The sequence below is a fragment of the Actinoplanes sp. KI2 genome (assembly GCF_025630775.1).
Taxonomy (GTDB): domain Bacteria; phylum Actinomycetota; class Actinomycetes; order Mycobacteriales; family Micromonosporaceae; genus Actinoplanes.
This window is the reverse complement of record NZ_JAOSZE010000012.1, coordinates 189386-212142: the sequence shown is the minus strand read 5'-3', so window position 1 is coordinate 212142 and position 22757 is coordinate 189386. Positions and strand designations below refer to the sequence as shown.

General features: G+C 72.0%; 20 protein-coding genes. 14 read left to right on the top strand and 6 right to left on the bottom strand.

Annotated features, from left to right (window positions below):
- Positions 1-119: 119 nt before the first annotated feature.
- Positions 120-722, bottom strand: coding sequence for a hypothetical protein (locus ODJ79_RS15100; protein WP_263024061.1), 603 nt, complete (start codon positions 720-722; stop codon positions 120-122).
- Between the two features lie 188 nt (positions 723-910).
- Here ODJ79_RS15100 and ODJ79_RS15095 point away from each other — a divergent pair, with 188 nt between their 5' ends.
- From ODJ79_RS15095 to ODJ79_RS15050, 10 genes are all read left to right on the top strand, one after another.
- A complete protein-coding gene (locus ODJ79_RS15095; RefSeq protein ID WP_263024060.1) occupies positions 911-2179 on the top strand; it encodes an efflux RND transporter periplasmic adaptor subunit in 1269 nt (422 codons plus the stop codon).
- Between the two features lie 112 nt (positions 2180-2291).
- Entirely contained in the window at positions 2292-3008 is a 717-nt protein-coding gene (locus ODJ79_RS15090; protein ID WP_263024059.1) for a response regulator transcription factor, read from the top strand.
- Positions 3009-3052: 44 nt separating this feature from the next.
- On the top strand, positions 3053-4522 hold the full coding sequence (locus tag ODJ79_RS15085) for a sensor histidine kinase (protein WP_263024058.1): 1470 nt from the start codon (positions 3053-3055) through the stop codon (positions 4520-4522).
- A gap of 65 nt (positions 4523-4587) precedes the next feature.
- Complete coding sequence (locus ODJ79_RS15080; protein ID WP_263024057.1) at positions 4588-5856, top strand: efflux RND transporter periplasmic adaptor subunit; 1269 nt, start codon at positions 4588-4590, stop codon at positions 5854-5856.
- On the top strand, positions 5853-6590 hold the full coding sequence (locus ODJ79_RS15075) for an ABC transporter ATP-binding protein (RefSeq protein WP_263024056.1): 738 nt from the start codon (positions 5853-5855) through the stop codon (positions 6588-6590). Before ODJ79_RS15080 ends, ODJ79_RS15075 begins: the two co-directional genes overlap by 4 nt.
- Positions 6587-7795: an ABC transporter permease gene (locus tag ODJ79_RS15070; protein ID WP_263024055.1), complete on the top strand. Its 1209-nt coding sequence runs from the start codon at positions 6587-6589 to the stop codon at positions 7793-7795. The genes ODJ79_RS15075 and ODJ79_RS15070 overlap by 4 nt, the downstream gene beginning before the upstream one ends.
- A 17-nt stretch (positions 7796-7812) precedes the next feature.
- Entirely contained in the window at positions 7813-8412 is a 600-nt protein-coding gene (locus ODJ79_RS15065; protein ID WP_263024054.1) for a hypothetical protein, read from the top strand.
- Positions 8413-8550: 138 nt separating this feature from the next.
- On the top strand, positions 8551-10515 hold the full coding sequence (locus ODJ79_RS15060; protein WP_263024053.1) for a right-handed parallel beta-helix repeat-containing protein: 1965 nt from the start codon (positions 8551-8553) through the stop codon (positions 10513-10515).
- Positions 10516-10636: 121 nt separating this feature from the next.
- Complete coding sequence (locus ODJ79_RS15055; RefSeq protein WP_263024052.1) at positions 10637-13405, top strand: LuxR family transcriptional regulator; 2769 nt, start codon at positions 10637-10639, stop codon at positions 13403-13405.
- Between the two features lie 114 nt (positions 13406-13519).
- Positions 13520-13816, top strand: coding sequence for a hypothetical protein (locus ODJ79_RS15050; protein ID WP_263024051.1), 297 nt, complete (start codon positions 13520-13522; stop codon positions 13814-13816).
- Here ODJ79_RS15050 and ODJ79_RS15045 read toward each other — a convergent pair.
- The 3 genes from ODJ79_RS15045 to ODJ79_RS15035 form a co-directional block, all read right to left on the bottom strand.
- Entirely contained in the window at positions 13804-14817 is a 1014-nt protein-coding gene (locus ODJ79_RS15045) for a TerC/Alx family metal homeostasis membrane protein (RefSeq protein WP_263024050.1), read from the bottom strand. The genes ODJ79_RS15050 and ODJ79_RS15045 overlap by 13 nt on opposite strands.
- Positions 14818-14912: 95 nt before the next feature.
- Positions 14913-16181, bottom strand: coding sequence for a threonine/serine exporter ThrE family protein (locus ODJ79_RS15040; protein WP_263024049.1), 1269 nt, complete (start codon positions 16179-16181; stop codon positions 14913-14915).
- Between the two features lie 68 nt (positions 16182-16249).
- Positions 16250-17011 carry a dioxygenase gene (locus ODJ79_RS15035; protein ID WP_263024067.1) on the bottom strand — a complete coding sequence of 254 codons (762 nt, stop codon included), beginning with the start codon at positions 17009-17011 and terminating at the stop codon, positions 16250-16252.
- Between the two features lie 459 nt (positions 17012-17470).
- Between ODJ79_RS15035 and ODJ79_RS15030 the strand changes: the two genes are divergently transcribed.
- The 3 genes from ODJ79_RS15030 (at position 17471) to ODJ79_RS15020 (ending at position 20296) form a co-directional block, all read left to right on the top strand.
- A complete protein-coding gene (locus ODJ79_RS15030) occupies positions 17471-18121 on the top strand; it encodes a GOLPH3/VPS74 family protein (protein WP_263024048.1) in 651 nt (216 codons plus the stop codon).
- 61 nt (positions 18122-18182) lie between these two features.
- Positions 18183-19697, top strand: a complete 1515-nt coding sequence (locus ODJ79_RS15025; protein ID WP_263024047.1) for an APC family permease — start codon at positions 18183-18185, stop codon at positions 19695-19697.
- Entirely contained in the window at positions 19694-20296 is a 603-nt protein-coding gene (locus ODJ79_RS15020; RefSeq protein ID WP_263024046.1) for a GNAT family N-acetyltransferase, read from the top strand. Before ODJ79_RS15025 ends, ODJ79_RS15020 begins: the two co-directional genes overlap by 4 nt.
- Positions 20297-20359: 63 nt before the next feature.
- On the opposite strand, the gene ODJ79_RS15015 is transcribed toward ODJ79_RS15020, so the two are convergent.
- A complete protein-coding gene (locus ODJ79_RS15015) occupies positions 20360-21490 on the bottom strand; it encodes a hypothetical protein (RefSeq protein WP_263024045.1) in 1131 nt (376 codons plus the stop codon).
- A gap of 108 nt (positions 21491-21598) precedes the next feature.
- Here ODJ79_RS15015 and ODJ79_RS15010 point away from each other — a divergent pair, with 108 nt between their 5' ends.
- The gene (locus ODJ79_RS15010; RefSeq protein WP_263024044.1) at positions 21599-21955 is read left to right on the top strand and encodes a VOC family protein; all 357 of its coding nucleotides are present in this window, start codon (positions 21599-21601) and stop codon (positions 21953-21955) included.
- 15 nt (positions 21956-21970) lie between these two features.
- Here ODJ79_RS15010 and ODJ79_RS15005 read toward each other — a convergent pair whose 3' ends face one another.
- The gene (locus ODJ79_RS15005) at positions 21971-22723 is read right to left on the bottom strand and encodes a GntR family transcriptional regulator (RefSeq protein ID WP_263024043.1); all 753 of its coding nucleotides are present in this window, start codon (positions 22721-22723) and stop codon (positions 21971-21973) included.
- Positions 22724-22757 lie beyond the last annotated feature (34 nt).

The following is a 22757-nucleotide window of genomic DNA, read 5'->3' as shown; positions in this document are numbered from 1 at the left end:
AAGGACGAAAGCCGGGCCGCTCGCGACGCGCCGGGGGGAGGTTCACGCCGCGAGCAGCCCGGACTTGGTGGCCACGCCGCCCCTGCCAAGACGGGGGACAGGCAGGGACGGCGCGGAGATCAGGCGCTGGGTGTCGCGCTCGGCTGCGGCCGGAGCACCTTGCAGGTCTCCATGGCCTTCTTCACGGTGGCGTCGTTGGTGTCGAGCCGGCCGTCGGTCGCGGTGACGCCGTGCTGCTTGAGGCAGTTCTGGTAGGCGGCGTTCATGCCGTTGCCGCCGTTGCGGTTGCCGCCGCCGAACGAGGGTCGCACCGAGGCGCACGCCTCCTGCGCCTTCTGCCAGGTCGCGTCGTCGACACCGTCCGGCTTGCGGAACATGCCGCCGCCCGGGAAGCCGCCGCGGCCGCCCGCGGGGAAGCTGCCGGAGGGGCGCGGCAGGCCGGAGGGCGGGGCGCCGTTGCCGTCGGGGAACCCGCCCTCGGGGCCGCCGGAGGCGCCGTTGCGCGGGCCGCGGGACGGCAGCGTGATGGTCACGCCGTTCTTCTTCAGGCACTCGGTGTACGCCGCGAACTCGCTGTTCCGGCCGTTTCCGCCGGCGCTGTCGCCACTGCCGCCGTTCGACGAGCCCGAGCTGCCACCGCACGCCGCGGCCAGCAGCACGGCGGCGGACGCGACGAACAACGCCGCCGCACGGCGGGGCGCGCGGGAGCTGAGTGTGCGCACGATGGCCTCTTTCCTCGGTCGAAGGTGACGTCCCACCCAAGCCCGGCCACCTGGTGAGAACGTCGGATGTTCCTCAGAGTTCGCTCGGAGCCGCTGTGTGCGCGCTGTGTGGGCCGGACCGCCGCTCCGAGGGAACTCCGAGGTGGGACCGAGCCGGTGGCGAGATCGGGACGGAACACTTCCGGCCCATGGGTGAAGCTCTGGCCGGTCGTCGGCGCTGGATCTGGGTCGCCGCGGCGGTCGTCGTGCTCGCGCTGATCGGGTACGGGGTGGTGCACGCGCTGACCGCGGGCGCCACCGAGAAGCCGAAGGCGGCCGCCACCGTGGCGGTCGACCGCGGCGCGGTGACCACCGAGGTCGCGACCACGGGCACGCTGCAACCGGCGCAGACGCGCAGTCTCTCGTTCGCGGTGAAGGGCACGGTGGAGAGCATCTCCGTGCGGGCCGGCAGCACGGTCGGCGCCGGCCAGACCCTCGCCAAGGTCGACGACACCGACGCCGCCAAGGCGGTCGACGACGCGCAGAGCTCGCTCGACGACGCCGAGTCGGCGCTGACCGACGCCCGGGACACCGCCTCGAAGACCTCGTCGACGACCGCCGCCTGCGGCACGAACGTCGCGGCCGCCTGGCCGGCCACCTCGGCGACCGCGTCACCGTCGGCCACGACCACCACCTCCCCGACGCCGACCGCCACGGCCACGGCCACCGCATCGCCGACCAGGACGGCGACCGCCAAGCCGACCGCCACTGCCACCTCGACGCGGGGCTCCGGATCGGGCAACGGCGGCGGCACGGGCTCCTGTGCCGGCGCCGGCGGCGGCTCCGGCCAGCAGGGCGGCGGTCAGCAGGGCGGCGGCGACCAGATCCTCAGCGCGCAGCAGCGGGTCATCCAGGCGACCACCGCCCTGGAGGAGGCCGAGGAAGCGCTCGCCGGCGCCACCATCACCGCGCCCATCTCCGGCAAGATCATCAGTGTGACCGGCAAGGTGGGCACCCAGGTCAGCGCCGGGTCGGCGTTCATCACCCTCGCCGACGTCTACGACATGCAGATCGACGCCGACTACCCGGAGGCGGACGCCGACCGGCTCGCGGTCAAGCAGAGCGGTGTGGTCACCCTGGCCGACCGGCCCGGCGAGAGCTTCAAGGCGACCGTGGTGCAGGTCGACCCGACCGGCACCAGCGACGGCACGATGGTCAAGTACGGCGTCGTGCTCTCCTTCGTCGACGCTCCCAAGGACCTGCTGGTCGGCCAGAGCGCGAACGTGAAGATCACCACCGGCTCGAAGGCCGACGTGCTGCGGGTGCCGAGCACCGCGGTGCACAACGTCCAGGGCGACACCGGTACGGTGCTCAAGGGCGGCGTCCCGACCAAGGTCGGCGTGGGCCTGCGCGGCGACCAATACACCGAAATCACCTCGGGTCTCACCGAGGGTGATCAAGTTGCCCGATCTTGGTGACGGGGAGTACAGCTCGCTCTCGCGCAATTCATAGGGAATTCCTAGGTAGCGTTGATATTCCTGTCGAGTGCTGTCTGATTCGCGTTCCTCCGTCGCTCTCAGCGAGCCCCCGATGCGGGCCGCCCGGGTTCTCGTCGTCGACGACGAGCCGAACATCTCGGCCCTGCTGAGCGCCACGCTCCGGCTGGTCGAGTTCGAGGTCCGGGTGGTCGACTCGGGCCACCGCGCCCTGGTCGCGGTGGAGGAGTTCGAGCCCGACCTGGTGGTGCTCGACGTGATGCTGCCCGACCTGGACGGCTTCGCCGTCGCCAAGCGGCTGCGGGCCACCGGCAGCCGGGTGCCGGTGCTGTTCCTGACCGCGCGCGACGCGGTGGAGGACCGGATCTCCGGGCTGTCGGCCGGCGCGGACGACTACGTGACCAAGCCGTTCAGCCTGGAGGAGGTCGTGCTCCGGATCCGGGCGATCCTGCGGCGCAGCCAGCCCGAGCCGGCCGCCGAGGCGGCCGCCGCGGCCGCCGGGGTGCTGCGCTACGCCGACCTGGAGCTGGACGAGGACGCGCACGAGGTGCACCGGGCCGGCCGGCTGGTCGACCTGTCGCCGACCGAGTTCAACCTGCTGAAATACCTGCTGATCAACGCGGGCCGGGTGGTCAGCAAGGCGCAGATCCTGGACCGGGTGTGGAAGTACGACTTCGGCGGCGACGGCCGGATCGTCGAGTCGTACGTCTACTACCTCCGCCGCAAGATCGACAAGACCGACCCGCCGCTGATCCACACGGTCCGCGGCGTCGGCTACGCCCTGCGGCTGCCCCGCGGCGGCGAGGAGTGATATTCCGGCTCCGCTGGCGACCGCGGCGGTGGGGCCACTGGACTTTGCGCGCCCGGCTCGTCCTGGTGGTCGGCGCGCTGGCCGCGGTCGCGCTGGTCGTCGCCAACACCGCCGGGCTCGTGCTGATCCGCACCTACCTGCTCGGCCGGATCGACGACCAGCTGCGCGGGATGATCCGTCCGTTCGCCGACGAGCACCCCGGACTTCCGTACGTCCCCCGGGGCCGCCTCGGCCGGCTCGGCCCCGAACAGGTCATGTACGTCTACGACGCGGCCGGCCTGCTCGACCCGGCCCGCAGCCTGCCGGCCGACAGCACCCGGCCCCCGGTCGAGCCGATCGCCGAGGTCAGGGCCCACGCGGCGGCCGCGCAGCCGTACACGATCGCGGCCGCCGACGGCAGCGCCGACTGGCGGGTGATCGCCGTGCCCGACCATTACGGCGGCGGCTATGCGGTGGTCGGGCTCTCGCTCTCCGAGGTGCAGCAGACCACCGACCAGCTGCTGCTGATCGACGCCGGCGTCTCGGCGCTGGTGCTGGCCCTGCTGGCCGGCGGCGCCTGGTTCGTGGTGCGGCTCGGCCTGCGCCCGCTCACCGACATGGAGAGGCTGGCGACCGACATCTCGGCCGGCAACCTCTCCGGCCGGGTCGCCGACACCGACTCGCACACCGAGCCGGGCCGGCTCGGGCTCGCGCTCAACTCCATGCTGACCAGGATCGAGGCCGAGGTCGACGCGCGGACCACCAGCGAGCGCCGGCTGCGGCAGTTCGTGGCGGACGCGTCGCACGAGCTGCGCACGCCGCTGACCTCGATCCGCGGCTTCGCCGAGCTGTACCGGCGCGGGGGCGCCCCGCCCGGCCCGGCGCTGGACGAGACGATGAGCCGGATCGAGGGCGAGGCCGGCCGGATGGGCGTGCTGGTCGAGGACATGCTGATGCTGGCCCGGCTGGACCAGCAGCGGCCGCCGGCGCTGCGCCCGGTCGACCTGCTGGAGATCGCCGCCGACACCATCCGGGACGCGCATGCCCGGGTCCCCGGCCGGCCGGTCAAGCTGGCCGGGCTCGAGGACGACACCGACACCTTCGAGCCGGCCACCGTCCTCGGCGACGAGCACGGCCTGCGCCAGGTCGCCACCAACCTGGTCGCCAACGCGCTGCAGCACACCCCGAGCCGGGCCCAGGTCACCGTCCGGGTCGGGCGGTTGCCGGCCCGCCCGCCGCGGGCGGCCACCGTGCTGTCCGGGCCGGCCACCGTGCGTCCCGGCCTGCCGCTGGCCGTCTTCGAGGTGACCGACGACGGTCCCGGCGTGCCGGCCGCGCACGCGCCCCGGGTCTTCGAGCGGCTGTACCGGGCCGACTCCAGCCGCACCCGCGGCAAGGGCGGCGGCTCCGGCCTGGGCCTGTCCATCGTCGCGGCCATCGTTCATGGTCACGGAGGGTGGGTCGAGCTGGACGCGCCACGCGGCGGAGGGGCCACTTTCCGGGTCCTGCTGCCGACCTCCGGTGACACGGTGTGAGATTCCGAGCTGGCTCCGAGGTTCCGACGAAGATCCTCCCAGGCCGCCCGGTCACAGTGTCCGGCATGCCAGCCCGCCTCAATCTGCGACATCCTGCGGTGGCGGTCAACGCCGCCCTCGTTGTCGTCGCCGCCGCCGGCGCCTTCTGGGCGTACGAGACCCTGTCCGGACCGGACACGCCCAAGGCCGCCAACGCCTCCGTCCGCGCGGTGGCGGTCCGGCAGGGCACGGTCACCAAGACCGTGACCGCGGACGGGACCGTCGAGAGCGCGAGCACGGCGAGCGCCAGCTTCGTGACCGGCGGCACGGTCACCGCGGTCAACGTCAAGGTCGGCGACGTGGTGCGGAAGGGTCAGGTGCTCGCGAAGGTCGATCCGGCCGACGCGCAGCGCACCCTGGACGCCGCCGAGGCCGACCTGAACGCCGCGAACGACGCTCTCACCCGCGCCCAGGACGCCGGCTCGGACACGTCGAGCGCCGAGGACGAGGTCGCGTCGGCCAAGGTCTCGGTCGAGGACGCCCAGGCCGGCGTCGACGGCACGGTGCTCAAGGCGCCGATGGCCGGCACGGTCACCTCGGTCGGCGGCACGATCGGCAGCTCCTCGTCGGGCACCGGGTCGTCGTCCGGCGGCACCGGCAGCTCGGGCGGCGGCAGCAACCCGGGCGGCGGCAGTTCGGGCGGCGGCAGTTCGGGCGGCGGCTCGTCCAGCTCGTCCTCGTCCTCCTCGTCGTCCGCCGGCTTCATCGAGATCCAGGACCTGGGCAAGCTGCAGGTCACCGCCGACTTCGCCGAGGCCGACGCGACCAAGCTGAAGGAGAAGCAGGTCGCCCAGATCACCTGGAATGCGCTCTCCGGCGCCACCGCCACGGGCCGGGTCACGGCGATCGACCCGTCCGCGACCACCTCCAACAACGTGGTGACGTACGGCGTGACGGTCAGCGTCGACAAGATCCCGACCGGCGCCAAGGTCGGCCAGACCGTCTCGGTCTCGGTCACCACCGGCAGTGTCGAGGACGCGATCTACGTGAACTCGGCGGCGGTCACCACGGTCGGCAACCGGCACACGGTCACCGTGCTGGACAACGGGGTGCAGCAGGTCACCCAGGTCGAGATCGGGCTCGAGGGCGACCAGGCCACCCAGATCAAGTCGGGCGTCCAGGTCGGTCAGCAGGTCGTGCTCAAGACCAGCACGAGCAGCACCAGCGGGACCAACGGGTTCCCGGGCGGCGGCGCCTTCCCGGGCGGGGGCGCCTTCCCGGGCGGCGGCAACTTCTCCGGCGGCGGCAACCGTGGCACCGGCGGCACCAACCGTGGCACCGGCGGCGGGCGATGAGCCGGCCCGTCCTGAAGGTCCAGGACCTCACCAAGATCTACGGCGAGGGCGAGGCGACCGTGCACGCGCTGCGCGGGGTGTCGCTCACCGTCGAGCGCGGCGACTACGTGGCGATCATGGGCTCATCCGGCTCCGGCAAGTCGACGCTGATGAACATCCTGGGCGCGCTGGACGTGCCCACCCACGGCACGTATCACCTGGACGGCGTGGACGTGAGCAAGCTGGCGGACCGGCAGCTGGCGCTGGCCCGCAACCGGCTCATCGGCTTCATCTTCCAGGCCTTCAACCTCATTCCGCGTACGTCGGCCGTGGCCAACGTGGAGCTGCCGCTCGCGTACGCCGGAGTGAAGCCGAAGGAACGACGGCGTCGAGCCCTCGCCGCCCTGGAGGTGGTCGGGCTGGCCGACCGGGCCAAGCATGAGCCCAACCAGCTTTCCGGTGGTCAGCAGCAGCGGGTCGCGGTGGCCCGGGCGCTGGTCACCGAGCCGGCCCTGCTGCTGGCCGACGAGCCGACCGGCAACCTGGACAGCCATTCGACCGAGGACGTGCTCAACGTCTTCGACCAGCTGTCCGCCGCCGGGCGCACCATTGTGATCATCACGCACGAGCCCGACGTCGGCGCCCGCACGAAACGGCTGATCCGCCTGGTCGATGGCCGGATCGTCGAGGACACCCGGCAGTCGCCACTTCATCTGCCGCCGGTTGGCGCCTTCGCAGGACGGCATGCCGTATGAGTTTCCGGGAAGTTGTTCGGTTCGCGTTGCGCGGGCTGTCGGCCAACAAGCTGCGGTCGGCCCTGACCATGCTGGGCATCCTGATCGGGGTGGCCTCGGTGATCCTGCTGGTCGCGGTCGGCAACGGCTCGGCCAAGGCGGTCAGCGACCGGATCGAGGCGCTGGGCACCAACACGGTGACGGTGATGAGCACCAACCGGGGCGGGTCCAGCAACACGGCGCTGACCACCACGATCGCCGACGCCCTCGACGACCCGGTGATGGCTCCCGACGTGAGGTCGGTGTCGCCGGTGGTCAGCTCGTCGGCGACGGTCACCTACGAGGGCACCGACCACAGTGTCAACTCGTTCGTCGGTACCACCCCGGGCTGGTTCACCGCGTCGAACACGCCGATCGGCAGCGGCTCCGGGTTCACCGCCGACGATCAGGCGCAGGGCCGGCGGGTCGTGGTGCTCGGCCAGACGGTGGTCGAGGAGCTGTTCCCCGGCGTCGACCCGATCGGCAAGCAGGTCACCGTCGGCGGCGCGTTGTTCACCGTGGTCGGCGTGCTCGAGCAGAAGAGCTCCACCGGCTTCCAGGACGCCAACGACACTGCGGTCGCGCCGTTGAGCGCGGTCCAGCAGGTGCTGACCGGCTACGGCGCGCTCACCTCGATCCTGGTCGAGGCCAAGGACTCCGACCAGGTCGATGCCGTGCAGTCCGAGGTGTCCGCCATCCTCGATCAGCGGCTGACCGCGAGCCAGTCCAGCAGCAGCAGCTCGAGCTCGCCGTACCGGATCCAGAACGCCTCCCAGCTGCTGCAGACGCAGACCGAGACCGCCGACACGTTCACCACCCTGCTCGGCGCGGTCGCCGCGATCAGCCTGCTGGTCGGCGGGATCGGCATCACCAACATCATGCTGGTCACGGTGACCGAACGGACCCGGGAGATCGGCATCCGTAAGGCGCTCGGCGCACCCCGGCGGGTGATCCTGAACCAGTTCCTGATCGAGGCGACCCTGCTCAGCGTGATCGGCGGTGTCCTGGGCGTCGCGGCCGCGCTGATCGGCAGCGGCTTCGAGATCGTCGGGGTCAAACCGGTGATCGTCCCCAGCTCCATCGGGCTCGCCCTGGGCGTGTCCATCGCCATCGGACTGTTCTTCGGCGGCCTGCCCGCCGGCCGCGCCGCCCGGCTGCGTCCCATCGACGCACTGCGCTACGAGTGAGGACCGCTGTGACACCCATGAATGACGACACCGCCATCCTGAACGTGGTCCCGGCCGACGACGACGACCTGAACCGCGACGACAGCCTCGCGCAGGAACTGGCCAAGGCCGCGCCCAGGAAGTGGTGGAACAACACGACCATCGTGCTGGCCGCGATCGTGCTGCTGGTCGGCGGCTTCGTCGGCGGCCTGCAGGTGCAGAAGCAGTGGGGCACCAGCTCCGGCTCCGGTACCTCGGCGTTCCCGGGCGGCGGCTCCGGGCGGTACGGCGGCACGAACGGCTTCCCCGGCGCCGGCAACCTCCCCGGCGGCGGCAACTTCCCGGGCGCCGGCACCGGCCAGGGCACCACCGGCACCGGCCAGGGCGCGCCGGGCGGCGGCGCCACCGCCGCCGCCGGCACCGCCGGCACCGTCAAACTGGTCGACGGCGGCACCATCTACGTCCAGACCGCGGACGGCAACGTGGTGACGGTCAAGACCGACGGCAGGACCACCGTGTCGACGGCCAAGAAGGGCAAGGTCTCCGACGTGAAGGCCGGCCAGTCGGTCACCGTGCAGGGCAGCACGGGCGCCGACGGCACGGTCACCGCGACCTCGGTGACCGCCCAGCCCAAGTGAGGTGACCCACGCCGAGAAGTTTCGACGCTTGACGGCACAAGTTTCGCAAGATTAGCTTGGCCGAGGCCGCATTCTGTGTTGTTCTAACACGAAAAATCCCGCGGTGCAGCGTCGAAACTTCCAGGAAGGCACCTCGACATGGCATCCGTCCTCCACGTGGCGACGACCGGCTCCGACGACGCGGACGGCTCGGCCGAGCGCCCGTTCCGCACGATCAACCGGGCCGCGGCCCTCGCCCAGGCGGGCGACACCGTGGTCGTGCACGCCGGCGAGTACCGGGAATGGGTGAAACCGCGGCACGGCGGGCTCAGCGACACCCGCCGGATCACGTACCGGGCCGCCGACGGCGAACGCGTGGTGATCAAGGGCTCGGAGCGGGTCACCGGCTGGGAGTCCGAGGGCGGCGGCGTGTGGACGGCCGTCGTGCCGAACTCGCTGTTCGGCGACTTCAACCCGTTCGCGGTCGAGATCGGCGGCGACTGGATCGTCTACCGGACCGACGAGCGCAAGCACCTGGGCGATGTCTACCTCGACGGGCTGAGCTTCTACGAGGTCGGCTCGCGGGACGCCGTGGCCGCCGCGCGGACGCGGACCGAGGTCGTCGATGACTGGACCGCCGTGCCGGTGCCGGTGGCAAATGTCGCCCAGACCGGATACGTCTGGTACGCCGAGGTGGGCGTCGCGGCGACGACGATCTGGGCGAACTTCCAGGACGCCGACCCGAACGCCTCGCTCGTGGAGATCAACGTACGGCGATCGGTCTTCTATCCGGAAGATCATCACCTGGACTACATCACCGTCCGGGGATTCGAGCTGTGCCAGGCCGCCTCGCCGTGGACCCCGCCGACGGCCGACCAGCCCGGCCTGATCGGCCCCAACTGGGCCAAGGGCTGGGTCATCGAGGACAACGACATCCACGACGCGAAGTGCTCGGCGATCTCGATCGGCAAGGAGGCGTCGACCGGCCACAACTACGCCGCCACCCGCGGCGACAAGCCCGGCTACCAATACCAGCTGGAATCCGTTTTCATTGCCCGGCAGCTTGGCTGGGACAAGGAGCACATCGGCTCGCACGTCATCCGCCGCAACACCATCCACGACTGCGGGCAGAACGGCATCGTCGGCCACCTCGGCTGCGTGTTCTCCACGATCGAGGACAACCACATCTACAACATCGCCACCAAGTACGAGTTCTACGGGTACGAGATCGGCGGCATCAAGCTGCACGCGGCGATCGACGTGGTGATCCGGCACAACCACATCCACGACTGCACGCTCGGCACCTGGCTGGACTGGCAGACCCAGGGCACCCGGATCTCCCGCAACGTCTACCACCACAACAGCCGCGACCTGTTCGTCGAGGTCAGCCACGGCCCCTACCTGGCCGACCACAACCTGTTCGGGTCCAAGGCGTCGTTCGAGTCGTTCAGCCAGGGTGGCGCGTTCGTCAACAACCTGTTCGCCGGCACGGTCCGGCTCGAGGCGGTGCCGGACCGGGCCACGCCGTACCACCGGCCGCACAGCACCCAGGTCGCCGGCTACGCGGTGATCTGGGGCGGCGACGACCGCTGGATCGGCAACCTCTTCCTGGGCGGGGACGTCGCCCAGGCGTACGGGCACGGCGGCGACGGCAAGGCGGAGCCGCACCACGGGCTGGTGGGGTACGACGGCTTCCCGGCGTCCTTCGCGGAGTACCTGGAGCGGGTCGAGGCCAAGGGCCCGGGCGACCACAACAAGTTCCTCGACGTCCAGCAGCCGGTCTATGCCCGCGGCAACGTCTTCGCGGCCGGCGCCCGCCCGTACGCCGGCGAGCGGGACCCGGTCGTCCTGGACGGCGGCCGGGTGGCCGTGGTCGCCGACGGCGACGCGGTTTACCTGGAGACCGATCTGCCGGCCGGCTTCGCCGAGTGCCGGGTCGGCCTGCTCACCGGCCGCGACCTGCCCCGGGTCCGGTTCGCCGACGCCGACTTCGAGGAGCCGGACGGCAGCCCTGCGGTGCTGGACCGGGACCTGACCGGCGAGATCAAGACCGAGGGCACACCGTACGCGGCGGGCCCGGTCGCCGCCCTCACCGCCGGGCCGGCCCGCACCCGCGTCTGGTGACACCCGCTGTCCAGGCCGGGTGAGCAAGATCTCCGTCAATACGTTGTCACATGTGAACCCATTGATGACAGTCGCGCGTCTTTCTAGGCTGAAGCCAGCTCGGACCTAGGGGGTGACTCGCGTGCAGGCCGACGCGACCGCCCTGCGTGGCCGCGGCACGCTCCTGGCGGCGGTCGATGCGCGGCTGGCGGCGGGCGGCGGCGTGGCCCTGCACGGCCCGGCGGGCATCGGCAAGACGGCGATCCTCGACGCGGTCGCGGCCGCCGCGGCCGTCCGCGGCGAGCTGGTGCTCCGGTTGCGGCCGGTGCGGACCGAGCGGTCCCTGCCGTACGCGGGAATCGCGGACCTCGTGTCGCAGCTGCCGGAGGACGCCGGCCAGGCCCTGCCGCCCGCCCAGCGTGCCGCGCTGGCCGCCCTGCGGCAGGGCCTGCCCCCGCGCGGCGGCACCCCGGCGCTGGCCCGCCGGCTCGTCCTGCCGCTGCTGCTGGCGCACTGCGCACGCCGCCGGGCGGTGCTGCTCGTGCTGGACGACGCGCAGTGGCTGGACGCCGAGTCGGCCGAGCTGATCGGGTTCGCCATGCGCCGCCGGCCCGGCCAGCGGGTCCGGGTGATCGCCGCCCAGCGCCGCCCCGACCCGGCCGGCAAGCGCCGCGCGGCCCGGCTCTGCCCGGCCCCGGTGCTGGAGCTGGCCGTGCCGCCGCTGGACGCCGACGACCTGACCGCCCTGCTCGAGGCCCGCGGCCTGCCCTGCCGCACCGCCAGCCGGATGCACGAGGCCAGCGCCGGCAACCCGTTCCTCGCCCTGGAGCTGGGCGGCGCGGTCGCGCCCGGCCCGGCCTGGCGGCCCGCGCAGATCCCCGAGGCGGCCCGCGAGCTGCTGCGCGATCGGCTGCGCCCGCTGCACCCGGGGGTGCTCACCACGCTGCTGGTCGCCGCGCTCGCCACCGAGCCCACCACGACCGTGCTGCTGCGGGCCGGGCGCGACGACGCCGTCCGCGAGCTGCGGCTGGCCGCCGCCGAGGGCGTGGTCGACGTGGACGGCGACGCGATCCGGTTCACCCCGCCGCTGCTCGCCCAGGTCCTCGCCGAGGATGCCACCGCGCCCGAGCGGCACGCCGCGCACGCCGCGCTCGCGGCCGGTGCGGTCGACCCCACCGAGGCGCTGCGGCACCGGGCCCTGCGCACCGGCCGGCCGGACGCCGCGGTGGCGAGGTCGCTGGCCGCCGCGGCCGACCGCCGGGCCGAGCGGGGCGCCGGGCGGGCCGCGGCCGAGCTCTACCTGCTGGCCGCCGACCGCTGCCCGCACACCCTGGCCGACCAGCGGCTCGACTGGCTGGTCGCGGCCGCCCGGGCCGCGCTCACCGGCGGCGCCTCCGCGCTGGCCGGCCGGGCCGCCGAGGCGGTGATCGCCGCCGACGCGCCGGCCGCGCACCGGGTCCGTGCCCGGCTCGTGCTGATCGACCTCGCCGGGCAGGGCCTGGCCGAGATGGGGGAGACGTTCGCCGCGGCGCTGGCCGAGGCCGGCGACGACCCGGCCCTGCTCGCCCCGGTGCGGCTGCGGCTGACCTGGGCGGCATTCCTGACCGGCGACCCGGACCGGGCCGCCACCGAGGCCGGCCGCACGGTCGAGGCCGCCCGCCGGGCCGGCGACCCGACCACCGAGGCGATGGGGCTCAGCCTGATCGCCCAGGTGCAGCGGCTGCGCGGCGAGGCCCGCTGGGCGGACACCCTGGCCCAGGCGCTCGACCTGCCGGCCACCCCGGCGCCGGACTGGCTGCACTACGGCCCGCGGTACATGGCGGCCCGGTTCGCGATGGTGGACGACCGGCTCGACGAGGCCCGCGGCGAGCTGCTCAAGCTGCTCGTGGTCGCCGAGCACGACCGGATCGGCGAGGCCCGGGTCGAGGTGTTGCGCAGCCTGTCCGAGGTGGCCACCCGGGCCGGCCGCTGCCGGGACGCCCTGCAGTACGCGCACCGCGCCGTGGAGGCCGCCCAGCACGCCGGGCTGAGCCCCGGACCGACCTGGTACACCGCCGCGGTGGCCGAGCTGGCCGGGGGCAGCCTGGCCGCGGCCGCCGGTTTCGCCCGCCGCGGGGTGCGCGCGTCCGAACAGGAGGGCGACAGCCTCTACCTGCGACGGAACCTGCACGCGCTGGGCCAGGCCGAGCTGCGCGCCGGGGACGCCCGGGCCGGGGTGGCGGCGCTGCGCCGGCTGCGCGACCTGGAGGCCGAGTCCGGCGGGGCCGACCCGATGATCGTGCGCTGGCACGGCGATCTGGCCGGTGGGCTGGCCGCGCTGGGCGAGCACGCCGAGGCGGCGGCCACGCTGGCCGGGGCCCGGGCCGCCGCGCACCGGCTGGGCAACACGCCCGGCACGGTCGGCTACCTCGACCGGGCCACCGCCGTGGTGCTCTCGGAGAGCGGCCAGGCCGACTCGGCGGTGGTGCTGTCGGCCGCCGCGGCCCTGCACTTCGAACAGCTTCATCAGCCGCTGGAACAGGCGTACGCGCTGCTCGTCCAGGGTGGCGCCGAGCGTCGCCGGCGCCGGTACGCCGCGGCCCGGATGGCGATCGGCGCGGCGCTGGCCATCTTCCTGGCCGCCGACGCGAAGCCCTGGGCCGAGCAGACCGAGCGGGCCCTCGCCCGCACCGAGGGCAACGCGGCGCCGGGCCTGGTGCCGCCGGCCGACCTGGGGCTGACCTCGACCGAGCTGCGGATCGCCGGCCTGGTCCGGGACGGCGCCAGCAACCGCGAGATCGCCACCCAGCTCTACCTCAGCGTGAAGACCGTCGAGGCGACGCTCACCCGGGTGTACCGCAAGCTCGGCGTACGGTCGCGGACGCAGCTCTCGTCCCGCCTGCAGGTGTCCGAAGTCACCACCCCGGCCTGAGCTGCCCACTGTCGACGGAGAGTAACCCCCGTCACGTGTGCCGGATCACCGTGTAAGCAGAGTTTTACCTGCTTGATTTGGGGATGAAGCGTTCGCCGTGGATCGTTGTAGCTAATGAACAAGAACTACGATCCGTTGAGGAGAACACCGGTCATGCAGCTCTCGTCCCGGCTTCGCGACATCCGCACGGCCATGGCGAACCGCCGGACCATCCGCCTCGCCAACCGCCGGCTCGCCGACGAGCTGGCGTCGTTCCGCTCCACCTCCGAGCGTGCCGAGCTCGACGAGCTCCTGAGCCGGCACAGCGACCCGGAGACCGCTCAGATCCGCGCCATCCTCTACCGCCAGGACGTCCAGCGCCAGCAGTCCCAGCTCCGGCAGACCGCCGGGCTCGGTGGCTACCTCGGCTGACGCTCCTCCTCGGCACCCGCCGAATGGGCCCGGACACTGCCCGCGTGGGCCACGGTGTCCGGGTCTTTCCGTATCTTCAGCAGGCTGGCCACCGTGGTGATGGCCAGGACCAGCACGATCACGACGAGGGACAGGCCGATGCCGATCTCGGGCACCGCATGGCTGATGTCCTCGTGCGCCCAGTGCAGCACCAGCTTGACGCCGATGAAGGCGAGGATCACCGACAGCCCCGTCGACAGGTAGACCAGCCGGTCGAGCAGGCCCTTCACCAGGAAGAACAGGGCACGCAGGCCGAGCAGCGCGAACGCGTTCGCGACGAGGACGATGTACGCCTCGCTGGTCACGCCGAACACCGCGGGGATCGAGTCGAGTGCGAACAGCAGGTCCGAGCTGCCGATCGCGATCAGCACCAGGAACAGCGGGGTGACCATCCGGCGCCCGTCGACCCGGGTGAACATCTTGCCGCCGACGTAGTCGTCGGTCAGCGGCAGGAACCGGCGGCCGGCCCGGACCAGCACGTTGTCCTCGACATCCGGATCCTGGTCGCGGTGCCGGAACAGCTGGATCGCCGTCCAGATCAGCAGGACGCCGAACACCAGGAACATGAACGAGAACAGGTTGAGCAGGGTGGCGCCGAGCGCGATGAACACGACCCGCAGTGCCAGCGCGATGATGATGCCGAAGGTCAGCACCTCCTGCTGATATTTCTCCGGCACCGCGAACGTGGTCATGATGATCACGAAGACGAACAGGTTGTCGACCGAGAGACTCTTCTCGACGATGTACCCGGCGAAGTATTGAGCGCCGAAATCCCAGCCCACCACGCCGGCGAAGACGAGGCCGAACGCGACCGCCACCGCGATGTAGAACGCGGACCAGGCAGCCGCCTCACGGAAGCCGACGGCGTGCGGGCGCAGCACGCCGAGGGTCAGGTCGAGGGCGAGCAGGGCGACGATGACACCGATGGTCAACGTCCAGCCGAGCGCGGTGACCTCCAGCAACAGGGAACCTCCGAGCCTCGAAAGCGGGGTGATTCCCTTGAATTGTCCCCGCTTCGCCTGGAAACTTCCTGGCAACGCCGTCGTACGGCCTCGGCCTACGCGAAGCGGTGGTGCGCGAGCGTGGCGCGGCCGCGGGCCAGCGCGCGGTAGAGGGGATAGCCGCAGAGCACGCCGAGCGCGACCGCGATCATCGAGCCGACGGCGGAGACGAACTCCTGTGCGCCCGCGGGGTCGCCCCGGCCCAGGTATTTGGTGACCCCGATGACGCTCAGCGCTCCCGGTACCAGCAGCCAGAAGGCCGGCATGAAGGAGACCAGCGCCGGGGGTCCGGACGGGCGCCGTTCGACCAGGCAGGCCACCGGAGTCATGACGATGGCGCCGATGAAGCCGCTGAGGTAGCCGCCGAACACCTGGTCGCCGAGGAACTGGCCGACCCAGGCGACATAGAGGACAAGGCAGAGCCACCGGAGGGCGCCGCGCGGGGCGGAGTGGTGCAGGTAGTCGCCGAACGCGATGACCAGCACCCCGAGCCAGGGCGCCCACCAGCCGAGCTCGTGGCCGCCGGAGGCGGCCAGCCGTTCCGGCGAGGGCAGGCCGACCACGTGGGCGGCGCCGATGATCCCGAAGGTCAGCAGCAGGAGTTGCAGCCCACCGGCCACCAGGCGACTGGCGCCGGAGACGATCTCGGCGGCGGAGATCTCGACGACCGCCATCGTGAGCATCGCACCGGGCAGGAAGGTCACCAACGGCGGGATCATCGCCCGGAGATCCCCGGGCGCCCATCCTCGGCCGACGACCAGAAAGGTGACGGCACCGACGGCGAACGCGGCCGCCGCGGGCAGGATCATCCGGATGCTGGCCCAGCGCCGGGCGAGCAGCTTGAGCCAGCCCACGAAGGCGCCGAACAGCCCGGCGAGAACGAGGTCTCCCCACGTCGGCGCCAACAACAGGCAGATGCCGACGGTGAGCACCACGTGGCCGAGGACGCTGACCGTGGGCCGGAAGCGCGGCGCCATCCGGCCGATCGCCTGGATCCGCAGACTGCCCTCCGCGGGCGAGATTCGCCCGTACACGGCCGCCTTGAGGACCTCGAACACCGCCGCGGTCTGATCGAGCCGCAGATGGCCGGCCAGCCGGCGGGTGGACTCCAGGACGGCCGGACGCCCGGGCTCCATCGAGATCGCCACGTAGGTGGGCAGCACGCTGACCCGAGCCTGGGGATTGCCGTACGACACCGCCAGGTGGTGCAGATGGTCCTCGATGCGGTTGACGGCCTCGCCCGAGGCCGTGAGCGCGCTGCCGAGGTCGAGCAGGAACTGCTGAACCTGCTGGCGGTCCTGCTCGGCGGTACCCGGCTCTGTCATCCGTCGTGAAGTTTAGGTGCGGCGGCCAGGAGCCCGCCGTGATATCCCCGTTCCGCTCCCGCCGCAGGTCAGGCGACCTGGAAGGAGCGCTTGGCCAGACCCATCCAGAAGCCGTCGATCGGCTGGTCCGGAGGAAGCGTCGGATCGCCGGACGCGCCCAGGGTGAGGAACATCGGGGCGAAGTGCTCGATGGTGGGGTGGGCCCAGGGCATGCCGGGTGCGCGGCTGCGGAAGTCCGCCAGCTCGTCGACGGCGCCGCGGGCCAGGGTCTCGGCGGCCCAGGCGTCGAACTCGCGGGACCAGCCCGGCGCGGTCGCGTCGGGGCGCCAGTCGCGCAGGAACGGCAGGCCGTGCGTGGTGAAGCCGGAGCCGACGATCAGGACGCCCTCGTCGCGCAGCGGGGCCAGGCGGCGGCCCAGCTCGAGCAGGCGGTCGGGTTCGAGGGTGGGCAGCGACATCTGCAGGACCGGGATGTCCGCCTCGGGGTACATGACCGTCAGCGGGACGTACGCCCCGTGGTCGAGGCCCCGGTCGGTGCGGGCGACGTGCTCGCTGTCCGGCATCAGCTTCTCGACCCGGTCGGCGAGCGCCGGTGCGCCGGGCGCGGGGTACTGCACCTCGTAGTAGCGCCGCTCGAAGCCGCCGAAGTCGTAGACCAGCGGGACGGTCTCGGTGGCGCCGAGCATCAGCGGCGCGGACTCCCAATGTGCGGAGGCCATCAGGATCGCGCGGGGGCGGGGAAGGCCGGCGGCGAGGTCCTTCAGCTGGGCGACCCAGCGCTCGTCGTCGACCAGCGGCGGGGCGCCGTGGCTCAGGAACAGGGCGGGCATGCGGCTCACGGGATCCTCCGTTGAAGCTTCAACCAAACACGGCAACCGTACGCCGAATTGGTTGTCCCGTCAACTAATCCGTCGCCACACATTACCCTCCGTATAAGTTGACCACGCTCGACACCGTCCGTTATCGGTCGATTGCGACCATGTTGATCCATCGGCGTCCATCGACACGATCGCCTCGGGTACTCCGAACGTGCGTTAAATTCGTTTTACATCGAACGAGTGACATTTATGAAAGTCCTGGTCAGAACGTCTTGCCAGAATGCATTTCCACTTTGGGCGGTGGACCTCGAAACTGCCTCTGCAAAGGACGTTGCGTCCGGCCCGGTGCGCTGGCATGCTACGCGATGTTGTGCAGGGGGGAGCACACGGTAACGGGTGGTGACGACTGGCCGAAGTTACGGTCGGTAGTCGCCACGGGGATGTCATCGCACCACATAAGGAGGGCTCGCCGTGGCCTCGTCGCCGCAGCTACCCCTCGCCGATGATCTGTTCTTGACCGCGCACGACACGGTCAAGGGCAAGTCGCTGCTGACGCCGGCCACTCTCGGCCTCGGACTCGCGGCGGCGTTGATCGGCGAGCTCGTGTTCTGGCGGCGGCTGGATCTGGTCGACGGGAAGCTGGCGCTGATCGATGATCGGCCGACCGGTGATCCGGCGACCACCGCCGTTCTCGACCAACTGCTGCGTGAGGGCCACCACCGGGCCGTCCGCGACTGGATCTCATTCCTGGCCACCGGCATCGCCACCGACCTGGTCGAGCGCCGCCTCTCCCGGGCCGGGCTGCTGCACCGGCAGGAGAAGCGCGGCCTGCTCGGCTCCAAGGTGTCGTTCGTCCCGGCCGACTCGATGGTCGCCGGCTGGCCGGCCACCCGGATCCGCACCTACATCGGGCGCGGTGAGCTGCTCGACGTCTCCGACCTGGTGCTCGCCGGGCTCATCCTGGCCACCGGCCTCGACCAGCACGTCTTCATCACGCTCGACGCCCGCGGCCGCGAGCAGCTGTTCGACCAGTTCCGGCGCCGCCTCCCGGCCATGCTCCAGGAGCTCGTCGCGCACGCCGAGGCCGCGGTGGGCGACGCCGTCATGGCCCGGCGCGCCTGACCCCTCCCCAAGCCACCGCCCCCCAATCCGCTGATCCCTCAACCCCCACCCGGAGACCCACGTGTCCAGCACAACAACACCACCACAGAGCCAGCTGTCCACAGCCCTGGCCAAGGACCGCCTCGGCGTCGCCGCGGTGGTCTTCTTCGTCATGTCCGCCGCCGCGCCGCTGACCGTGGTGGCGGGCGTCGTGCCGACCGGCATCGCGGTCACCGGTCTCACCAGTATCTCGATCGCGTTCCTCGCCATGGCCGTCGTGCTGGCGATCTTCGCGGTCGGCTACGTCGCGATGTCCCGGCACATCGCCAACGCGGGCGCGTTCTACGCCTACATCTCGCAGGGCATCGGCCGGCCGTTCGGCGTCGGCGGGGCCTGGCTGGCGCTGCTGGCGTACAACTGCTTCCAGGTCGCCTCGTACGGCGGTTTCGGCGCCATCGGGGCGGTGTACTTCCAGGACTGGTTCGGCTGGGACATCAAGTGGTGGGAGCTGGCGCTGATCGTCTGGCTGCTGACCGCGATCCTCGGTGTGCGCGACGTCGCCGTCAACGGCCGGGTGCTGGCCACCCTGCTGGTCGCCGAGATCGTCCTGGTCCTGGTGTTCAGCTTCGCCAACGTCTTCTCGCCGAACTTCCACGCCTCGTCCGCACCGGTCGACGCCACCAGCCTGGTCGGCACCGGCGCGGGTGCGCTGCTCGCCATGGCGATCACCGGCTTCGTCGGCTTCGAGCAGTCCGTGGTGTTCGCCGAGGAGTCCCGCGACCCCCGTCGCACCGTCTCCCGGGCGACCTACATCGCGATCGCGCTGATCGCCGTGCTGTACGGCTTCGCGTCCTGGTCGATGATCTCGGCGGCCGGTGACAACGTGGTCGACCGGGCCACCAAGGAGGGCCCGGACCTGTTCTTCAACGTGGCCTCCGACCGGCTCGGCTCGGCCGCCGTGAACCTGGGCCACGCGCTGTTCCTGACCTCGCTGATCGCCGCGATGATCTCGTTCCACAACATCATTTCCCGGTACACGTTCTCGCTGGGTCGCGAGGGCGTGCTCCCGCGCCTGTTCGGCCGCACGGTGCCCGGCACCGGCGCCCCCAAGAACGGCTCGCTCGCCCAGTCCGTGCTCGGCCTGACCATCATCGTGATCTACGCGGTGGCCGGCTGGGATCCGCTGGTCCAGCTCTTCTTCTGGGGCGGCACCGCGGGCGGCATCGGCGTGCTGCTGCTGATCACGGTCAGCTCGATCGCGGTCATCGGCTACTTCGCCCGCCGCCCCGAGGGCGAGGACTTCTGGCACCGCATCGGCGCCCCGGTCCTCGGCACCATCCTGCTGCTGGTGATGAGCTACCTGACCCTCACCAACATCTCCACGCTCTTCGGCGTCGAGCCGGGCAGCGGACCGACCTGGGTGGTGCCGGTCGCCTTCGGCGTCGTCTCGCTCGGCGGCATCCTCTGGGCGCTGGTGCTGCGCAGCAGCCGGCCCGACGTCTACTCGGGCATCGGCCTCGGCGCCCGCAGCGCGACCTCCGGCTCGGGCGGCGGCGGGTTTGCCGCGGCGCTCGCCGGTGACCAGGGGGCCAAGTGAGCTTCCCGGAGATCCGCCCGGCCCGCGCCGACGAGATTCCCGCGGTCGGGCACCTGATCAGCCTGTCCTTCTTCGACCTGGCGGCGAACGCGTACCTGGTGCCGCCGCTGGACGACCGGCTCCCGGTGATGGCCGACTTCTTCGCGATGCTCACCGAGCACGCGGACAAGTACGGCCGGATCGACGTGATCGACAACCCGGAGGGCGACGGCCTGGCCGGCACCGCCGTGTGGTTCGACTACACGACCGAGTCGCCCGCGCCGGAGAACTACGACGAGCGCCTGCGGTCGCTCGCGGGGGAGTACCTCGACCGGTTCCTCGCGCTGGACGAGCTGTTCGAGAAGCACCACCCGCACGACCCGCACTGGCACCTCGCGTTCCTCGCGGTCCACCCGGACCACCAGGAGCACGGCCTGGGCAGCATGCTGATGAAGCGCACGCACGACGAGCTCGACGCGGCCGGCCTGCCGGCGTATCTCGAGGCGACCAACGCCAACAACGTCCGCCTCTACAAGCGGGTCGGCTACGCCGAGATGGATCCCTTCGAGATGTTGCTGCCCGACGGCACGCCCTTCTTCCGGATGTGGCGCACGCTCTGAGGCACTTGCGGATCGTGCACGGGGAGGCGTGACCACCGTCCGGTCACGCCTCCCCGTGACGTTTCAGTGCCGTTCCAGGATCAGCGGAGTGCCGGGGGCGACCGAGGCCTGGTTGCCGGCCGCCCAGGTGTGGGTGGTCCCGGGCCGGCCCGATACCGCCCAGAGGTCCGGTGCGCCGGCGGTCGGCGCGGCCACCTGCGTCCACCGTGTTCCGTCCCAGTGCTCGGTGAGCGGCGCGACGTACGGGGTGTCGGCCAGCAGCTGCGGTCCGACCGCCCAGACGTCGCCGGTCGCGCGGGCGGTCACGCCCCGCAGGTAACCGCCGTTGCCGGGGATGGCAGGACCGGGCACGACCGACCACGCGGTGCCGTTCCAGTGCACTATGGCCGGTTGGATCGGGTCCTGGACCGTGGCGGGGTCGAGCTGCCCGACCGCCCACGCGTCGGTGGCGCCGGCCGAGGTCACCGACCACACCTCGAGGCCGGCCGGCATCGACACGAGCGACCACCCGGTGCCGTCGTAGTGGATCGCGAAGGCCGCGGTGACGTGGCGGCGCGGGGAGTAGCTGCCGACCGCCCAGACGTCGTTCGCCGAGCGGGCCGCGATGGCCGTGAACGAGCCCGCGCCCACCCCGCTCGGGTTCGGCGACGGCGTGGTCACGCTGGTCCACGCCGTACCGTCCCAGTGCTTGACGGTGTCGCCCACCGCCCAGGCGTTGGCCGGGCCGAGGTCGGCGACGCCCATCAGGGTGCCGCCGCCGGGCACGGACACCGGGGTCCAGGCGGCGCCGTCCCAATGCATCGCGATCGGTGCGGTGACGATGTGGTAGCCCGGCGGGTGGGTGCTCACCGAGCCGACCGCCCACGCGTCGTCGGCGGCGCTGCCGCTGACGCCCCAGAGGGTGGTGCCGATGCCCTGCAGCGGCACGGGCACATCGGACCACGCCGTGCCGGTCCAGTGCAGCGAGATGGGGTAGGTCGGCGCGGTGCTGGGCGGCTGGACGTAGCCGACGGCCCACGCGTCGGTGTCGGTCCGGCCGTCGACGGCCTGCAGGCTGGTGAACTGGACGCCCGGGTTGGGCACCGGCACCGGGCTCCAGGCGCCCGCGGCGGCGACCGCCGGTCCGGTGGCGGCGACGACGGCCGTGATCGTGGCGGTCGCGGCGACGGTGAGCGGCAGACCTCGTGGTCGCATCGGCTTTCTCCGATCGAGTGGCGTGCGAAGCCGTCCGCCGGTGAGTCTGGCCGGTCGGACTGACGCGGTCCTGAAGCGGGCCTGAAATCCCCGGTCTACGATCGGGACGTGATCAACGGTGGGCACGTGATCCTGTACAGCCGCGACGCCGAGGCCGACCGGGCCTTCTTCCGGGACGTGCTGGGCTACCCGCACGTCGATGCGGGCCGTGGCTGGCTCATCTTCAAGACGCCGCCCGGGGAACTGGCCGTGCACCCGGCCGATGGCGCCCCGGCCCACGAGTTCTACCTGATGTGCGACGACCTCGCCGCGACCATGGCCGAGCTGGGCGAGCGCGGCGTCGAGTTCACCGAGCCGCCCGTCGACCAGCGCTGGGGACTGCTGACCGGCATCCGGCTGCCCGGCGGGGGAGAGCTCGGCCTGTACGAGCCCCGCCACCCGACCGCCTACGACCTGCCCGGCTGATCGGCCCCGGCCGGGTCAGCCCGCCGAGAGGTTCAGCTCGAAGCTGTACCGGCTGGCCCGGTAGAGGTGGCTGCCGTACTCGAGGGCCTTTCCGGAGGCGTCCCACGCGGTGCGGGTCATCGTGAGCAGCGAGGCGCCCCGCTTCTCGGCCAGGGTGCGGGCCTCGGCCGCGGTCGCGGAGCGGGCGCCGATCACCTGGGTGGCGATCCGGGGGACGTGGCCGGCTCGGCGGAGCAGTTCGTAGAGGCCGTTGGCGGCCAGGTCGGCCTCGGTCACCGACAGGACGTCGACCGGGATGGCGTTGTGCATCAGGGCCAGGGGCTCGCCGCCGGCGTAGCGGAGCCGCTCGATCCAGGTCACCTCGGCGCCGGGGGCCAGGGACAGGCTGGCCGCGATCGCGTCGGGGACGGGGATCACGCGCAGGTCCAGCACCTCGGTGCGCGGGGCCCGGTCGCCGGCGACCAGGTCGTCGTACAGGCTGGACAGCTCGACCGGGCGGCGGACCTTGGGGTGCACCACCTGGGTGCCGACGCCGCGCTTGCGGACCAGCATGCCCCGCTCGACCAGATATTGGATGGCCCGGCGGGTCGTGGGGCGCGACACGCCCAGGCGCTCGGCGAGATCCACCTCGTTCTCGATGCGGGCGCCGACACCGATCTCGCCCTTCTCGATCAGCTCCTGCAAACGCGTCGCGACCTGGTAATACAGCGGCACCGGGCTGGACCGGTCCAAGTGGACCGGGCGCACCGGGGTCAGGTCGGATGTCACGGTGTCCCCCTGTGAGTCTCAGATGGTGCAAGTC